Genomic DNA, 16,297 nt, shown 5'->3' with positions numbered 1-16,297 from the left:
CTGTGCCTTCCCTAGTGGTTGTGGCGGCTCTCGCCGCGCGTCTCGAGGATGTTCAGGTAGAGCGTCGCCGGCTCCAGGCAGCCGCCCGTGCCGAGCTGGCCCACCATGGAGCGGTAGATCTCCTCCCAGGGCGTCTTGTGCAGCAGCTTGGGTGGCGTCCAGGCGGCGCGGCGGGCGGCCAGCTCCTCCTCGGGGATCAGCACGTCCACCTTGCGGGTCTTGAGATTGATGCGGATCGGGTCGCCCGACCTCAGCAGGGCTAGCCCGCCCCCGACGGCAGCCTCCGGCGAGACGTTCAGGATGGAGGGACTGGCAGAAGTGCCGCTCTGCCGACCGTCACCCATGGTGGGCAGGCTGTCGAGCCCGGCTTTGATCATGGCGCCGGGCGGCTGCATGTTCACCACCTCGGCGCTGCCGGGATAGCCGACCGGTCCGCAGTTGCGGATCACCAGCACCGTGTGCTCGTCCACACCGAGATCCGGGTCCTCGATGCGGTCGTGGTAGTCCTCCGGCCCCTCGAAGACGATGACCTTGCCTTCGAACACATCCTCCGGGTCCGACAGGAAGCGCTCGCGGAACGCCTTGTCGATGACGCTGACCTTCATCACCGCGCTATCGAAGAGGTTGCCCGACAGCACGACGAAGCCCGCCTGCTCCTTCAGCGGTTGGGTGTAGGGGCGGATCACCTCGCGGTCCGGCAGCGGCGCCTTCTCCAGATCCTCGGCAAGGGTCTTGCCGGTGACGGTGCGGACGCCGGTGTGCAGCTTGCCGGCATCCGCCAGCTCCTTCATCACCGACTGCACGCCGCCGCCGCGGTAGAACATTTCTCCGAGAAAGCGGCCAGCCGGCTGGCAATCGACAAGCAGGGGAATGTCGGCGCCGACGGTCTGCCAGTCCTCGGTGGTCAGCTCCACGCCCATGTGGCGGGCGATGGCGACCAGGTGCGGCGGACAGTTCGAGCTGGCGCCGATGGCGCTGGCCAGCATGATGGTGTTCTCGAAGGCCTCGCGCGTCATGATGTCGCTGGGCCGCAGATTCTCGCGCACCATATCGACGATGCGCATGCCTGTGGCGTGCGCCATCTGCCCGCGCTCGCGGTAGGCGGCCGGGATGGAGGCGCAGCCCGGCAGCGACATGCCGAGCGCCTCGGCCAGCGAGTTCATCGACAGCGCCGTGCCCATGGTGTTGCAGTGGCCGACCGAGGTCGCGCTGCTGGCCACCATCTGCATGAAGCCGTCATAGTTGATCTCGCCGGCGGCAAGCAGCTTGCGCGCCTCCCAGACGATGGTGCCGGAACCGGAGAGCCGTCCCTTCCAGTGCCCGTCCAGCATCGGCCCGCCGGAGAGCACGATGGCCGGAATGTTCACCGTGGCGGCGCCCATGAGGCAGGCGGGCGTGGTCTTGTCGCAGCCGGTCGTCAGCACCACGCCATCCAGCGGATAGCCGTGCAGGATCTCGACCAGCGACAGATAGGCCAGGTTGCGGTCGAGCGCCGCCGTGGGCCGCTTGCCGGTCTCCTGGATCGGATGGATCGGGAATTCGAGGGGGATGCCGCCGGCGTCGCGGATGCCCGCCTTCACCCGCTCCGCCAGCGCCAGATGGTGGCGGTTGCAGGGGGCGATGTCGCTGCCCGTCTGGGCGATGCCGATGATCGGCTTGCCGGATTGCAGCTCGCCCCGGGTGAGGCCGAAATTCAGGAAGCGCTCGATGTAGAGCGCCGTCATGCCCGGATCTTCCGGGTCGTCAAACCAGCGCTGGCTGCGCAGCTTGAAGCTCTTCTTGGTCTGGTCCATCGCGTGCGTCCCGCTTCTCCCTCAGGAGGCGGAGGGTCCGCCGCGAAGCGGGGCGCTGTCAACGGGGGGAGGCGGAAGCGCGAAGCCCTGCCTCTCCGCCGGTTCTACTTCTTGCCCTTGAAGGGCACCTTCGCCGGCTTCGCCAATGGCGTGCGCTGCAACTGCGCAATCACCGGGCGGGGGCGCCCGGAGGCCTTGGCGATCTCCTCATCCTGCGCCTCAATCAGGGTGCGGGCGGGCTCGTCGCCGTCCAGGCCACCGAGCAGCTCGCCCGGCACCTTGCGGTTGGAACGGCGCGAGCCGTCCTTATAGAGAACATCGAACAGCACATAGGTGCCGGTGTGGCGCGCAGCCATGGGAATATTCCTACCGCCCGCCGGGCGGCCTCCGCCCGGCGGGCGGCAGGCCGTAGCTAAGCTGTGGGGGTTTCGTCCTCGGGAGGCAGCGTGACAGGCTCGCCGAGATCCGGGTCCTCGCCGGCCTCGATGGCGGCCTTGCGGCGCGCGCGGGCTTCCTCGCGCTGGCGCGCCTTCTCTTCCGACTTGGCCTGCTTGGCGCGGTTCCGTTCCGCCCGCTGCTGGCCGTAGTTGGGCGTGCGTGCCATCCGGCCCCACCTCCATCTGGTCTGTTCCGCTGCGGGCGCGGCCTCGGCCGGGTGGGAGGCATCGACTGGCGGAGCGCCAGACGGCCACCTTGCTCCCGGCACCGGCCGGATCGCTCGGCAGCGGCGAAAAAAATCGAATGGGCCAACCGGGAAGCGGCCCAGATGGCGTCAGGCGGACGAAGAAACCTTCTCCGCTGCCCTGCGCCCTCGCCCCTCCACCCCTGCGGGGGACAGGCGCGATGATCCGGGGGAAGGAGCTTCCCCCGGCCGACTTCCGACTCTTCCGGTCGGAACGGCGGCGGGGCGGCTCAGGCCACCCGCGCCACGGCTCGATCCCGGAGGATCAGAGCTGCTTCAGGTTGCCGGCCGACAGCTTGCCTTCGCGGCCGCGCTGCAGCTCGAACTCCACGCGCTCGCCTTCGTTCAGGCCCTGCAGGCCGGACCGCTGCACATCGGAAATGTGCACGAACACGTCCTTCGAGCCGTCCTCCGGCTGAATGAAACCAAAACCCTTGGTCGGGTTGAACCACTTCACGGTACCGATCGGCATCGCGGTGCTCCGTCAGAATGCGTTGCCGCCGCGCGACATGCACGGCGGATCAACCTCGAATGGGAACGGGCACCAGGCACGCAACGAACCCGTGCGAGCACGGGGTGGGCGAGCTGGACAGGCTGGCCGAACCAAAACAGTCGACAGAGCCAATGTAGGGGTGCCCTCTCGCCACCGCAACCTTCCGATTCCGCGAAGCGTGCAAGATCCGGCGAGTGCCTTACCCGCCGCGCCGCTCCGTCAGGTAGTAGAGCAGCGCCAGCACCGGCAGGGCAAGGCCGACCCAGGCCGTCAGGGGCCAGCCGCCGCTGGCATAGCTCCAGCCGCCGAGCGCCGAGCCGAGCGCGCCGCCGATGAAGAAGGTGGCCATGTAGAGCCCGTTCAGGCGGCTGCGGAGTTCGGCGCCGAGCGAGAAGATCGCCCGCTGGCCCAGCACCACATTGGCGGAGACGCCGAAGTCGAGCAGCACCGCCGCCGCCACCAGCAGTCCGAGCGCGAGGGTGGAGCCGGGCTCGGCGAGGCGCGTCATCAGGAAGGAGAAGGCCACCGCCAGCATGGCCAGGCCGGTGGCGGGGCGGGTCCAGCCGCGATCCGCCACGCGCCCGGCGATCGGCGCCGAAATCGCACCCGCCACGCCGGCCAGGGCGAAGAGCGCGACGCCGCGCTGCGAGAGGCCGAATTGCGGCCCGGTCAGCAGCAGCGGCGTGGCGGTCCAGAATAGGCTGAAGGCGCCGAACAGCCCGGCCTGGTAGAGCGCCCGCCGCCGCAGCACCGCATTGCCCCGCGCCAACCGCCCCATCGAACCGAGCAGCGCACCATAGCCCATCGCCGGATTCGGATGGCGCGCCGGCAGGGCCAGCCGCAGCACCAGGCCGAGCGCGAGCATGGCCGCCGCCGAGAGCCAGAACATCGCCTGCCAGGACCACAACGCGGTGACGAAGCTGGCCACCGGCCGGGCCAGCATGATGCCGAGCATCAACCCGCTCATCACATTGCCGACGACCCGCCCGCGCGCGTGTTCCGGCGCCAGATGCGCGGCATAGGGCACCAGGATCTGCACCGCGACGGAGCCGAAGCCGATGACGAGCGAGGCCAGCAGGAACACGGACGCCGCGCCCGCCAGGGCCGCCACCACCACGCCCAGCACCGCCAGCCCCATCACCGCCAGGACCAGTCGCCGGTTCTCGATCAGATCGCCCAGCGGCACGATCAGCAACAGCCCGGCGCCATAGCCGATCTGCGTCATCGTCACGATCAGCCCCGCCGCCGCCGGAGAGAGGCCCAGCTCGGCGCTGATCGGGCCGATCAACGGCTGCGCATAATAGATGTTGGCGACGATCAGCCCACAGGCGCCCGCCAGCAGCAGCGTCAGCCAGGGCGGCAGGGCGGACTCGGCCGTGGCATCCGGTGCAATCTTGGCGGGTGCGTTCATGCAGGACTCCGGTCGGTGTTGCGGCGCATCATGCGGTTCTGCGCCGCCGCTGTCCCGCCACCAGAGCGCATGGCTGCGGGCTGCGTTGCGCCGGACACAGGAACGTCGCGCGACGTGCGGGCCTCGCCACGCTAAAGCCCTCTCGCCATGCACACGGACCGGAAGAAGACCTCCTCGCACCAGGGCTGGGGGCAGGAACTGCGCGCGACCCTGGCGCTCGCCTGGCCGCTGGCGCTGACGAACCTCTCGCAGATCGCCCTGGTGCTGACCGACACCTTCTTCCTCGGCCGCCTCGGCGAGGTGCCGCTGGCCGCCGCGACGCTGGGCGGCAATCTCTACTTCGTCGCCATGGCGCTGCCCTTCGGCCTGGGCTTCGCCGCCTCCGCCATGCTGGCGCAGGAGCGCGGCCGGGTGACGCGCCACATGCGCGAGATGCGCCGCACCCTGCGGCAGGCGAGCTGGGCCATGCTGCCCACCTTCGCCCTGCTCGGGCTGATCCTCTGGCACACCGCGCCGATCCTGCGCGCCGCGGGGCAGGACCCGGCGCTCGCCGAGGCGGCGGAGCAGTACAACCGTACCCTGCTCTGGGGGATGCTGCCTTTCTACGGCTTCCTGCTGCTGCGCGGCTTCCTCGCCGCCCTGGAGCGGCCGGCGCCCGCCCTCTGGGTCGCGGCCGGCGGCATCGCGCTGAACGCGCTGCTGGACTACGCGCTGGTCGCCGGCGGCTTCGGCCTGCCCTCGCTCGGCACCTTTGGTGCCGGCCTGGCCAGCGCCCTGGCCAATCTCGGCATGTTCCTGGCGCTGGCGCTCTGGGTCCGGCTCGACCGGCAACTGGCCCGCTTCCGCCTGGCCGGCCGCTTCTGGCGCACCGACGCGCAGCGGATGCGCGAGATCGTCGTGCTGGGCCTGCCGATCGCCGGGAGCATGCTGCTGGAGATCGGCATCTTCAGCGCCACGGCCATGGCCATGGGCTGGTTCGGCCCCAGCGCCGTGGCGGCGCACGCGGTGGCGCTGCAGGTCGCGGGGGCCTGCTTCATGGTGCCGATGGGCATCGGCCAGGCGGCCACCGCGCGGGTCGGGTTGGCGGCCGGCGCGGTGGATGCCGAGGCCGCCCGCCGCGCGGGCTGGATGGCGATCGGACTCAGTGCGGGCTGCATGACGCTGACGGCGGCGCTGCTGCTGGCCGTGCCGGAGCACATCGCGGCCCTGTTCCTGGCGCCTGAACTGGCGGGGACGCGCCGCCTGGCGGCCACGCTGCTCACCGTCGCCGGCCTCTTCCAGCTGGCCGACGGCGTGCAGGCGGTGGCGGCCGGCGCGCTGCGTGGGCTGAAGGATACGCGCGTGCCGATGCTGCTCGCCGCCCTCGGCTACTGGGGGCTGGGCCTGCCGATCGGGCTGGGCCTGGGCTTCGGGGCGGGCTGGGGACCCGCCGGCGTGTGGATCGGCCTGGCCTGCGGACTCGGCAGCGTGGCGGTGTTGATGACATTGCGCTGGGCGGCGCTGGCCGGCCAGAGCGGCCTCCCTGTCCGGCATGTTCCGGCCGGACTGAGATGAAGCTGCCGCCGAGATCGGCCGAGGTGCGTCTGCACTTCGATTTATCAACCGTGAGTTTGATATTTCTGCTCGATATTCAAACTATAAGTTTATTTTCCTGCTTTCATAATTTTCCCGTGTATTTCTGGCCCGGCTTCTACTACAAGATGAGCTCACGAAAACGTGAGTGCGGAGCGGAGGCCAAAATGACGCTGACGGCTGCTGATTTCACCGACGCCCTCTGGGGCATCAACCAGGCCATGCTGGACAACACGCCCGAGCTGGCCGATGCCCACAAGATGCAGGGGGCCGCCTACCTCAAGCTCGGCGCGCTGCATGGGGTGACGGTGGAGCTCGAATCCGCCCTCGACGAGACTGGTGACGTTCCCCCGCTCGTCCGCCAGGGCCTGGTGATCCGCTGCCTTATCCCGCGGGGGACCGATATCGAGGCGATGCGCCTCTCCCTCGAAGGCGGGACGCTCGCCCGCCTGATCCAGGCGGTGCTGAAAGGTCATCAACTGGAGCTGACGCCGGAGGGTGGCACCGGGCGCCTGAGTCGCGGCGCTGCGCGGGCGCGGGAGCAGCTGCTCAGCGCCCTGGCGAACCTGTCCCCGGCCAGCGCCGCCCCGGTTCTCGCCTGGCCCCTCCCCCGCCCCGGCCATGTGGCCGCACCCGAGATGGTGCTACATCACTGAAGCACCCCCCACAGGGGCCGCTCCCCCGGCCTCAGCTACACGCCCGGCTATACTGGTAATATTTCTCGGCGGCGGCTTCGCCACCATCCTGGACGGCGGCCAGAACACCCGCATCGTCTATGCCGATGCCACCCTCGCCGGAGGGCGATGGGCCTGCCGGCGTCCACCGGCGGCGAGGAAGGCGCGGTGGTTTACCTGCCGGCCCCGCTGCCACCTTCGCCATGGCCGGCAACCCGCGCTGAGCACGCCGCTCCCCACAGCCTGCCGGGCCGCCATGGCGGCCCGGCACTCCATCGCCTGAAGGAGGTGCCCATCCGCCCCCGAGCCCTTGGCCCGGCGTCCTGCAGGCCTGGCTCTGCGGGCATGGTGCCGTCCGGGTGGCCGTTCTGCAGCCCGCGGGGAGCGCCCCCCTCTTGGCCGCCCCCCGGCTTCGGTCCTACAGCTTGGGCTCCCGCTCTCTCCAGGACCCCGCTGCATGCCCCAATCCGCTCCCACAAGGCCCCGCATCGCCTTCATCGGCACGGGCGGCACCATGGCTTCCCTCGGCCGCGACGGGCTGGACATCCAGGACTACGGCGCCCTCGGCCAGGTGATGGATGCCGCCACCATCGTGGCACGTGTGCCGGAACTGGCGCGGGTGGCGGAGGTCTTTCCGCGGCCCCATAGCACCGTCATTTCCTCCCGCATCGGCTTTCGCGACTGGCAGGCGCTGGCGCGCGAATGCGACCGCGCCGTGGCGGAGATCCCGGACCTCGCCGGCATCGTCATCGGCCATGGCACCTCGACCATGGAGGAGACGGCCTACGTTCTCTCGCTGAGCCTGAAGGTCGCGGTGCCGGTGGTGATGGTCGGCGCACAGCGCCCGGCCTCGGCGCTCTCCAGCGACATGGGCATGAACCTGGTGAACGCCGTGCGCGTGGCAGGCAGCCCGGAGGCGCGAGGCCTCGGCGTGCTGCTGTTGCTGAACGACGAGATCCACGCCGCCCGCGACGTCTCCAAGACCTCCACCTGGCGCCTGCAGACCTTCCGCACCCCGGATTTCGGCGTGCTCGGCCAGGCCGATGGCGACTGTGTCGCCTTCTACCGCCGCCCGCTGCGTCGCGTCGCGCCGGACACCGAGTTCGACATCCGCGACCTCGCGGCCCTGCCGCGCGTGGACATCGCCTATTCTCACGCGGATGCCGATGGCACGGCGATCCGCGCCTTCGTCGCGGCGGGCGCACGTGGCATCGTCAGCGCCGGCTTCGCCCCCGGCAGCCCGACGCCCGCCGAGGCGGACGCGCTCGCCGATGCCGTGGAACAGGGCGTCATGGTGGTGCAATCCACCCGCGTCGGCAGCGGGCGCGTGGTGCGGACGCAGAAGATGCATGCGCGCGGCATCCTGGCCGCCGACAACCTGACGCCGCAGAAGGCGCGCATCCTGCTCGCCCTGGCCCTGACGGTGACGGACGACCCCGCCGAGGTGGAGCGGATCTTCGCGACTTACTGAGACATCATCCGCTTATCGTACAACAGGCCTTCCTCGGTTCGTTGCGGTCAGGATAGCTTGCCCGCAATGACCATGGGGAGACTGACGTGCAAGAATCCGCACCCAAAGGGCGGGATGCCGAGCGGCTGTTCGCCGATCTGGCGGCCGAGGAGGCCGCCCAGCCGGACCCGCCCTTCGCGATGGCGCCGGAGGACTGGCTGACCTTCCTCCTGTTCTGGGCCATGTCCGGCATCGTGTTCCTGCAGTTCTTCACGCGCTACGTGCTGAACGACAGCATCGCCTGGACCGAGGAGATCGCCAGCTACATGCTGATGGTGCTGGCCTTCTGGGGCAGCGCCCTGGCCGCCCGGCGCGGCTCGCATATCGCGGTGGAGTTCCTGCTGAACGCACTGCCCGCCGGCGCCCGCCGCGCCGCCCGGCTGTTCGTGGCGCTGCTGGCCACCGCCTTCTTCGCCATCAGCGTCCTGCTCTGCCTGCAGGTGGCCGAGGCCATGCGGTTCCAGCCGATGATCGCCCTCGATTGGCCGATTTCCGTCGTCTACTGGGGCATCCTGGCCGGGCTGGTGCTGACCACCCTGCGCAGCTTCCAGCATGCCATCCGCCGCTTCCGCGCCGGCGAGCCGGAGCGGCCCGGCGATCCCTCCATCGGAGGCGTGCAGCTGTGACCGCCCTCCTCTTCCTCGGCTTCTGCGGCCTGCTGCTGGTTGGCGTCCCCGTGGCGGTGGCGCTCGGCGGTGCCTCGCTGATCTATGTCTGGGCCGATGGCGGGCTGCCGCCGCTGGTCGTGCTGCACCGCATGGCCAGCGGCATCGAGAGCTTCCCGCTGCTCGCCATCCCCTTCTTCATCATGGCCGGCAGCCTGATGAACTCGGCCGGCATCACGGAGCGCATCTTCAGCTTCGCCGTGGCGCTGGTCGGCTGGGCGCGCGGCGGCCTCGGTCATGTGAACGTGGTGGCCAGCATCATCTTCGCCGGCATGTCCGGCACCGCGGTGGCCGATGCGGGCGGCATCGGCAGCATCGAGATCAAGGCGATGCGGGACCACAAGTACCCGCTGCCCTTCTCGGTCGGCATCACCGCCGCCTCCTCCACCATCGGGCCGATCATCCCGCCCAGCCTGCCGATGGTGATCTTCGGCGTCATGGCCAATGCCTCGGTCGGCCAGCTCTTCGCCGCCGGGCTGATCCCGGGCCTGTTCATGGCGGCGGTGCTGATGGTCTGGGTCGCCGTCGAGGCGCGCCGCAAGCGCTTCCCGCGCGATGCCGCCTTCTCCCTGCCGCGGCTCGGCCATGCCTTCCGGCGCGCCTTCCTGCCGCTGCTGACCCCGGTGCTGATGGTCGGCGGCATGACCACCGGCGCCTTCACGCCGACCGAGGCCGCCATCGCCGCCACCTTCTACGCGCTGTTCCTCGGGGCTGTGATCTATCGCAGCCTGAGCTGGCGCGGCTTCCTCCGCGTCAGCATGGAGACCATCGAGACCACCGCCGTGGTGCTGCTGATCGTCGCCGGCGCCAGCATCTTCGGCTGGCTGGTGACGACGACGCGCATCACCGATGGCATCGCCGGTTTCGTGCTCTCCATCACCAGCGAGCGCTGGGCGGTGCTGCTGCTGGTCAACCTGTTCCTGCTGCTGGTCGGCTGCTTCCTGGAGACGGTCGCCGCCATCACCATCCTGGTGCCGGTGCTGATGCCGCTGATGGACAAGATCGGCGTGGACCCCGTGCATTTCGGCATCATCATGGTGCTGAACCTGATGATCGGGCTGCTGACGCCGCCGGTGGGCATGGTGCTGTTCATCCTCGCCCGCGTCTCCGGCATGAGCTTCGAGGAGACCACCAGGGCCACCGCGCCCTTCCTGATCCCGCTGTTCTTCTGCCTGGCGCTGGTCACCTTCTGGGAGCCGCTCTCGATGTGGCTGCCCACGCTCATGTATCGCTGAAGGCTTGCCGGAGGCGCCTCCTTCCAGGGCGCGCCTCCGGCCCTTAGGGGTGTCTTAAGCTGCTCGCAGGAAGATGTGGCTTCCCGCTGCCTATGGACCGCCATGTCTGCTCCTGCTGCTTCGAAATCCCTTGGCCTCGTGGTCCGGCTGCTGCTGCTGGCGGTGCTGCCGCTGATCGCCGGCGTCGGCCTTACAGCCTTTGGCGCGGATTGGGCCGGCCGGACCGGGCGTGCGCCGCTGGAGCAGCAGGCGGCCGAAACCGCCGCCGATCAGGCCCGGCTCGCCATTGAGGCGATGGAGACGCGCATGGCCGGCTATGCTGCGGCCCTCGCCCTGCGCCCGGACCTGGTGGCAACGGTCGCGGAGGGCGGGCCGGCGGCAACCGAGGCCCTGCGGCCGCTGGCGGTGGCGGCCATGGCTGCGCTGCGGGCGGCCGATCCCACCGTGGCGCTGCTCGAGATCACCGACTCCCGCGGCCGCATCCTGATCCGCGGCCATAACCCCGCCGTGGCTGGTGATGACAAGTCGCGCGTGCCCGACGTCGCGGAAGCGCTGCGCGGGGCGCTGGCACATGGCGCCGTGGTCTCGCCCAGCAGTGGCCATCTGGCCATCGGGGGCGTGGCGCCGCTGCGTGCCCGGCCGGATAGCCCTGTTGTGGGCACCGTGAAAGTGGGCGGCACCTTCAATGCGGAAACTGCCAGTATGCTGGCGCAGCGCGCCCGCGCGGAGATCCTGCTGTTCGGCGCCAGCCGGTTGACCGCCAGCACGCTGCCGGCGGTGGAGGGCGCCGCCCTGCCCGCCGAATGGCAGCAGGCCGCGGCCTCGGCACAGCCCCGGGCGCTGCGTCTGGGCAATCAGGACTACCGTGCCGTGCCCGTGTCGATCCGCGGCGCCGACGGTGCACCGCAGGGCCTTATTGTCACGCTGCTGCCTCTCGCCTCCTGGCAGGAGGTGGGCACGCGCGGGCTGGCGGTCATCCTGATGGTTGGCGGCGCCGTGCTGTTGCTGGCCGGACCGCTGGCCTGGCTGGCGGCGGCGCGCATGGCCCGGCCGCTCACCGGCGTCGCCCGCGCCCTGCACCGCATGGCCTCCGGCGATCTGGCGCCGCAGCCCCTGGCGTCGAGCCGGGTGCCGGAGATCCGCGCCATGCTGGCGGGGCTCGATTCGTTCAGCGCGGCGGCGCAGCGGGCCCGCGTGCTGGAGGAGGAAGCCGCCGCCGCCGCGCGGGAAGCGGCGGCCCGCCGGCGCGAGGCGACGCTCGCGCTGGCACGGCAGGTGGAGGAAGCGCTGGGCGCGGTGGCGGAGCAGCTCGGAACCTCGGCCTCCGCGCTCGACCGCAGCTCCGGCCAGCTCGGCGCCGCTGCCGACAGCGCCGCCAGCATGGCGGACTCGGCCCGGGCGGAAGCTGGCCGGGCGAGCGAGGACGTGCAGGCCGTGGCCACCGCCGCCGAGCAGATGGCCGCCTCGGTCAACGAGATCACACGGCGCGTCGCCGAGGCCGCAGCTATCGCGCGCCAAGCGGCGCAGCAGGCCGGCACGACGGACCAGACGGTGCGCATCCTGGCGAATGGTGCGCAGCAGATCGCCGCGGTGGTGGACCTGATCCGCGACATCGCCAGCCGGACCAACCTGCTGGCGCTGAACGCCACCATCGAGGCCGCACGGGCCGGCGAGAGCGGCAAGGGCTTCGCCATCGTCGCGCATGAGGTGAAGCAGCTGGCGACGCAGACCGCCCGCGCCACCGAGGAGATCGGCAGCCAGATCGGCGCCATCCAGGCCGCCGCCGGGCAGGCGCTTCAGGCGGTGGACGGCATCGGCGGCACCGCCGAGCAGAACAGCAGCATTGCCGCCGGCATCGCCGCCGCCGTGGAGCAGCAGAGCGTCGCGACGCAGGAGATCGCCCGCGCCGCCGCCGCGGCCGCAAGCCACACTCGCGGCGCCGCGCGCGAGATCGAGGGCGTGGCCGGGGGCGCTGCAGAGGCGGTCGCGGCGGTGGAGACCGTCCGCGGAGCCTCCGGGGACGTGGCGCAGCAGGCGATGGCGCTGCGCGAGAACCTCAGCCGCCTGCTGACGAAACTGCGGGAGGCCGCCTGAGGCGGCGCGCGGTCCTCAACAGCCGGAGGGCAGTGCCTCCAGCTTCTGCATCACCGCATTCATCGCAAAGTCGCCGAAGTCCATGTTCATGTCATCGGCCACGCCATTGGCATAGTAGCGCAGGCCGACCTCGTATTCCGGCAGGTTGGCGCCGGCACTCGCCTCCTCGCTGAAGAAGGCGATCCGCATGCGGGCGCTGCCCTGGCCCTTCAGCAGCGGAAAGCGGGCATCCTGGCGCGGCGCCTGCCAGGAGGAAAGGATGGTTGTGGTGTCCTGCGCCCCCTCCTCGCTGGTGCCGTCGAACAGCGGCACCAGCAGCATGCGCTGGCCGGCGCGCGCCAGTTCCAGGGTGCGGATGGTGTGCGCCATCGGCAGCAGCGTACCCGGCGGCAACTTCACCTCCTGCGCGGCGGGGGATTCGTAGCGCACCACGCCGCCCTTGGCGCCCTCCAGCTCCGCCTCGCCGGCGATGCGCTGCGTCACCGCGCCCTGTGCCATCTGGGTCAGGGTGAAGCGCAGCCGCTTGCCGTCCTTGCTCTCCCAGGTGGAGTAGTCGGAGGAGGTCTCGACCACCGAGCCGCTGCGGTCCACCACGTTGAGCTTCAGCCGCTGACGGGTGGTCCAGCCGTCGCAGGCGTCCAGCACCTCGAACAGCATGGCGCCGTCGGCCTGGATCACGTCGCCGCCCTGGCGCAGCCGGTCCAGCTCCAGCCGGTAGGCGGCGCGGTGCGCGGCCATCGCGATCGGCGCCGCCTGCGCCGTGGCGGCCGGGGCGGAGCCCTGCGCCGGCGCCGGCGCCGCATCCACCGGCTGGGCCAGCCCCAGCATCAGGGCCGCGGCCGGCAGAAGGGTCGAACCGGCCAGGGTGTCGCGCAGACGCATCGCGTATTCCTTCTTTCGGCCCGGCTCCGCCGGGGGGCGCGGGGTCCGGCCCCACCGGGGAACCGGGGGTGCCAGGCGGGCAGACCGCCAGACACCCTCCCGCAGAGTGAAGTTAGGACGCCTTGGGGCCGCTGGCACCCTTCGCCGGCGGCAGATCGAGCTTGATCGAAAGCTCCTTCAGCCGGGCCGGTTCCACCGGGGCGGGGGCGCCCATCATCAGGTCCTCGCCCTGCTGGTTCAGCGGGAAGAGAATCACCTCGCGGATGTTCGGCTCGTCGGCCAGCAGCATCACCATGCGGTCGATGCCCGGGGCGGAGCCGCCGTGCGGCGGGGCGCCGTAGCGGAAGGCGTTCAGCATGCCGCCGAAGCGCTCCTCCACCGTCTCGGCCGAGTAGCCGGCGATCTCGAAGGCGCGCACCATGATGTCCGGCCGGTGGTTGCGGATGGCGCCGGAGGAGAGCTCGATGCCGTTGCAGACGATGTCGTACTGGAAGGCCTTGATCTCCAGCGGATCCATGCTGTTGAGCGCCTCCAGCCCGCCCTGCGGCATCGAGAAGGGGTTGTGGCTGAAGTCGATCTGCCCCGTCTCCTCGTTCCGCTCGTACATCGGGAAATCGACGATCCAGCAGAAGCGGAACTCGTCCTGGGCGATCAGGCCCAGCTCATCACCGAGCTTTGTCCGCACCTTGCCGGCGAATTTCGGCGTCTCTTCCCTGTTGCCGGCGGCGAAGAAGACGGCATCGCCCGGCTGCAGGCCGCAGGCGGCGCGGATCGCCTCGACGCGCTCCGGCTCCAGGTTCTTGGCGATCGGCCCCTTCGGCCCGTCGGCGGCGAACTGGATGTAGCCCAGGCCCCCGGCGCCCTCGGCGCGGGCCCATTCATTCAGCTTGTCGAAGAAGCCGCGCGGGTTGGTCGCCGCCCCCGGCGCCGGGATGGCGCGCACCATGCCGCCCGAGGCGGCGATCCTGGCAAAAAGTCCGAAGCCGGAATCGCGGAACTGCTCGGTGACGTCGGTGATCTTCAGCGGATTGCGCAGGTCCGGCTTGTCGCTGCCGTAGTAGAGCATGGCGGCGTCATAGGGGATGCGCGGGAACGGCGCCTGCGTCACCTTCCGGCCCTGGCCGAACTCCTCGAAGATGCCCTGCATCACCGGCTCCAGGGCGGCGAAGACGTCCTCCTGGGTGACGAAGCTCATCTCGAAGTCGAGCTGGTAGAACTCGCCCGGGGAGCGGTCGGCGCGGCTGGCCTCGTCGCGGAAGCAGGGGGCGATCTGGAAGTAGCGGTCGAAGCCCGCCACCATCGCCAGCTGCTTGAACTGCTGCGGCGCCTGCGGCAGCGCGTAGAAGGTGCCGGGATGGTTGCGGCTGGGCACCAGGAAGTCGCGCGCGCCCTCCGGCGAGGAGGCGGTCAGGATCGGCGTCTGGAACTCGGTGAAGCCCTGCTCGATCATCCGCCGGCGGATCGAGGCGATCACGCCCGCGCGCAGCATCATGTTGCGGTGCTGCTTCTCGCGCCGCAGATCGAGGAAGCGGTAGCGCAGCCGCAGGTCCTCGGGGAACTCCTGGTCGCCCGCGACCTGGATCGGCAGCACCTCGGCCGAGGACTGCACCTCCAGCGACTTCACCCGCAGCTCGACGGCGCCGGTCGGCAGCTTGTCGTTCACCGTGCCGGGCTCGCGCAGCACCACCTCGCCGGTGACGGTGATGACGCTCTCCGGCCGCACCGCCTCAGCGGCCTTGAAGACCTCCGAACCGGCGGGGAAGACGCACTGGGTCACGCCATAGTGGTCGCGCAGGTCAATGAACAGCAGCCCGCCATGGTCGCGCTTGCGGTGCACCCAGCCGGAAAGGCGGGCGGTCTGCCCCGCGTCGCTGGCGCGCAGCGCGCCGCAGGTGTGAGTGCGGTAGGCGTGCATCGGTCGGAGTACCCCGGGGCTTCTCAATGCGGAAAACGGGCCGCAGAAGGGGCGGCGCGCGGCCCCATGTCAAGGGAGACCGTCATCCCGCCGCCGAATCGGGCGGACTTTGCGGCTGGCGCGCGCTTCGTTAGAACCTTGCGGCCATGAGCCGACGCCCCCAGGTCCAGGATACCGACCCCGTCCTGATCACCCGCTCCGAAGAGCTCGCCGCCCTCTGCGCCCGCCTGCGCGCGGAGCCCTTCGTCACGGTCGATACCGAATTCATGCGGGAACGCACCTACTGGCCGGAGCTCTGCGTCGTGCAGCTCGCCGGCGAGAAGGACGTGGCGGTGATCGACGCCATGGCCGAGGGGCTGGACCTCTCGCCACTGGGGGAGCTCTTCGCCGACCCCAAGGTCACGAAGGTGTTCCATGCGGCGCGGCAGGATGTGGAGATCTGCATCCTGCGCTTCGGCGCTCCGCCGCGCCCGCTGTTCGACACCCAGGTGGCCGCCATGGTGGCCGGCTTCGGTGACCAGGCGAGCTATGACAGCCTCGTGCGCGCCCTGGCCGGGGCGCAGATCGACAAGGCCCACCGCTTCAGCGACTGGGCGGCCCGCCCCCTCTCGGCGGCGCAGATCGCCTATGCCGCCGCCGACGTGACCCACCTGCGCCGCGTCTATACCGCCCTGGTGGAGCGGCTGACGCAGGAGAGCCGCCTCTCCTGGGTGGCCGAGGAAATGGCCGAGCTGACCGACCCCGCCACCTACCGGCAGGACCCGGAAACCGCCTGGGAGCGCCTCAAGCCGCGCTCCGGCAACCGCCGCTTCCTCGCCGCCGTGCGCGCCGCCGCCGCCTGGCGGGAGCGCGAGGCGCAGCGGGTCAATATCCCGCGCCAGCGGCTGGTGCGGGACGAGACGTTGCTGGAGATCGCTGCCACCAATCCCGCCACCCCGGCCGAGCTGGGCCGGGCGCGCGGCATCAGCAAGGGCTTCGCCGAGGGCAAGAGCGGCGCCGGGCTGCTCACCGCCCTGGCTGCGGCGCGCGAGCTGCCGGACAGCGCACTGCCCGAGCCGGCGCGCGACCAGCGCCAGGGCCCGCCCGCCTCGCCGGCGCTGATCGCGCTGCTGAAGGTGCTGCTGGCCGCCAAGGCGGAGGAGCACCATGTCGCGCCCCGCCTGATCGCCAGTGCGGATGAGCTGGAGCGGCTGGCGGTCGAAGCCGAGCCGCAGGTACCGGCGCTGCATGGCTGGCGGCGGCAGGTTTTCGGGCAGGCCGCCCTGGCGCTGAAGGGCGGCCGCTTGGCGCTCGGCGTCGAGGGCCGCCGGGTGAAGCTGATCGAGGGCTAGTGTCCTGCCCGCGAAGTTCGCGGGGTTTCCCGCGCACGTC

General features: G+C 70.8%; 14 protein-coding genes. 7 read left to right on the top strand and 7 right to left on the bottom strand.

The window, feature by feature from the left end; translation table 11 throughout:
• Positions 1-11 precede the first annotated feature (11 nt).
• The 5 genes from QMO56_RS10995 to QMO56_RS10975 form a co-directional block, all read right to left on the bottom strand.
• Complete coding sequence (locus tag QMO56_RS10995; RefSeq protein WP_283525680.1) at positions 12-1,793, bottom strand: IlvD/Edd family dehydratase; 1,782 nt, start codon at positions 1,791-1,793, stop codon at positions 12-14.
• A 104-nt stretch (positions 1,794-1,897) separates the two neighbouring features.
• On the bottom strand, positions 1,898-2,149 hold the full coding sequence (locus QMO56_RS10990) for a hypothetical protein (RefSeq protein WP_283525678.1): 252 nt from the start codon (positions 2,147-2,149) through the stop codon (positions 1,898-1,900).
• A 56-nt stretch (positions 2,150-2,205) separates the two neighbouring features.
• Positions 2,206-2,397: a hypothetical protein gene (locus QMO56_RS10985; protein ID WP_283525675.1), complete on the bottom strand. Its 192-nt coding sequence runs from the start codon at positions 2,395-2,397 to the stop codon at positions 2,206-2,208.
• Between the two features lie 343 nt (positions 2,398-2,740).
• On the bottom strand, positions 2,741-2,947 hold the full coding sequence (locus QMO56_RS10980; RefSeq protein ID WP_283525673.1) for a cold-shock protein: 207 nt from the start codon (positions 2,945-2,947) through the stop codon (positions 2,741-2,743).
• Between the two features lie 220 nt (positions 2,948-3,167).
• Positions 3,168-4,379 (bottom strand): MFS transporter, encoded by a 1,212-nt coding sequence (locus QMO56_RS10975; protein WP_283525672.1) that lies wholly within the window; start codon positions 4,377-4,379, stop codon positions 3,168-3,170.
• Positions 4,380-4,526: 147 nt separating this feature from the next.
• On the opposite strand from QMO56_RS10975, the gene QMO56_RS10970 reads away from it, so the two are divergent.
• The 6 genes from QMO56_RS10970 to QMO56_RS10945 all read left to right on the top strand — a co-directional run bounded on the left by QMO56_RS10970 (position 4,527) and on the right by QMO56_RS10945 (position 12,129).
• Positions 4,527-5,933: an MATE family efflux transporter gene (locus QMO56_RS10970; RefSeq protein ID WP_283525671.1), complete on the top strand. Its 1,407-nt coding sequence runs from the start codon at positions 4,527-4,529 to the stop codon at positions 5,931-5,933.
• On the top strand, positions 5,930-6,607 hold the full coding sequence (locus QMO56_RS10965; RefSeq protein WP_283525669.1) for a hypothetical protein: 678 nt from the start codon (positions 5,930-5,932) through the stop codon (positions 6,605-6,607). Before QMO56_RS10970 ends, QMO56_RS10965 begins: the two co-directional genes overlap by 4 nt.
• A 475-nt stretch (positions 6,608-7,082) precedes the next feature.
• Positions 7,083-8,096 (top strand): asparaginase, encoded by a 1,014-nt coding sequence (locus QMO56_RS10960; RefSeq protein ID WP_283525667.1) that lies wholly within the window; start codon positions 7,083-7,085, stop codon positions 8,094-8,096.
• Positions 8,097-8,182: 86 nt separating this feature from the next.
• A complete protein-coding gene (locus QMO56_RS10955; RefSeq protein ID WP_283525665.1) occupies positions 8,183-8,761 on the top strand; it encodes a TRAP transporter small permease in 579 nt (192 codons plus the stop codon).
• Entirely contained in the window at positions 8,758-10,035 is a 1,278-nt protein-coding gene (locus QMO56_RS10950) for a TRAP transporter large permease (RefSeq protein WP_283525663.1), read from the top strand. The genes QMO56_RS10955 and QMO56_RS10950 overlap by 4 nt, the downstream gene beginning before the upstream one ends.
• A gap of 102 nt (positions 10,036-10,137) precedes the next feature.
• Positions 10,138-12,129 (top strand): methyl-accepting chemotaxis protein, encoded by a 1,992-nt coding sequence (locus QMO56_RS10945; RefSeq protein ID WP_283525661.1) that lies wholly within the window; start codon positions 10,138-10,140, stop codon positions 12,127-12,129.
• 15 nt (positions 12,130-12,144) lie between these two features.
• Here QMO56_RS10945 and QMO56_RS10940 read toward each other — a convergent pair whose 3' ends face one another.
• Positions 12,145-13,011, bottom strand: coding sequence for an EipB family protein (locus tag QMO56_RS10940; RefSeq protein ID WP_283525660.1), 867 nt, complete (start codon positions 13,009-13,011; stop codon positions 12,145-12,147).
• Positions 13,012-13,123: 112 nt separating this feature from the next.
• Entirely contained in the window at positions 13,124-14,926 is a 1,803-nt protein-coding gene (gene aspS / locus QMO56_RS10935; RefSeq protein WP_283525659.1) for an aspartate--tRNA ligase, read from the bottom strand.
• A gap of 146 nt (positions 14,927-15,072) precedes the next feature.
• Here aspS and rnd point away from each other — a divergent pair, with 146 nt between their 5' ends.
• A complete protein-coding gene (gene rnd, locus QMO56_RS10930; protein ID WP_283525658.1) occupies positions 15,073-16,257 on the top strand; it encodes a ribonuclease D in 1,185 nt (394 codons plus the stop codon).
• Positions 16,258-16,297: the final 40 nt, after the last annotated feature.

The organism is Roseomonas sp. E05, assembly GCF_030063475.1.
Classification (GTDB): Bacteria; Pseudomonadota; Alphaproteobacteria; order Acetobacterales; family Acetobacteraceae; genus Pseudoroseomonas.
The sequence above is the reverse complement of the archived record's forward strand: the minus strand, read 5'-3'. Positions and strand labels throughout refer to the sequence as shown.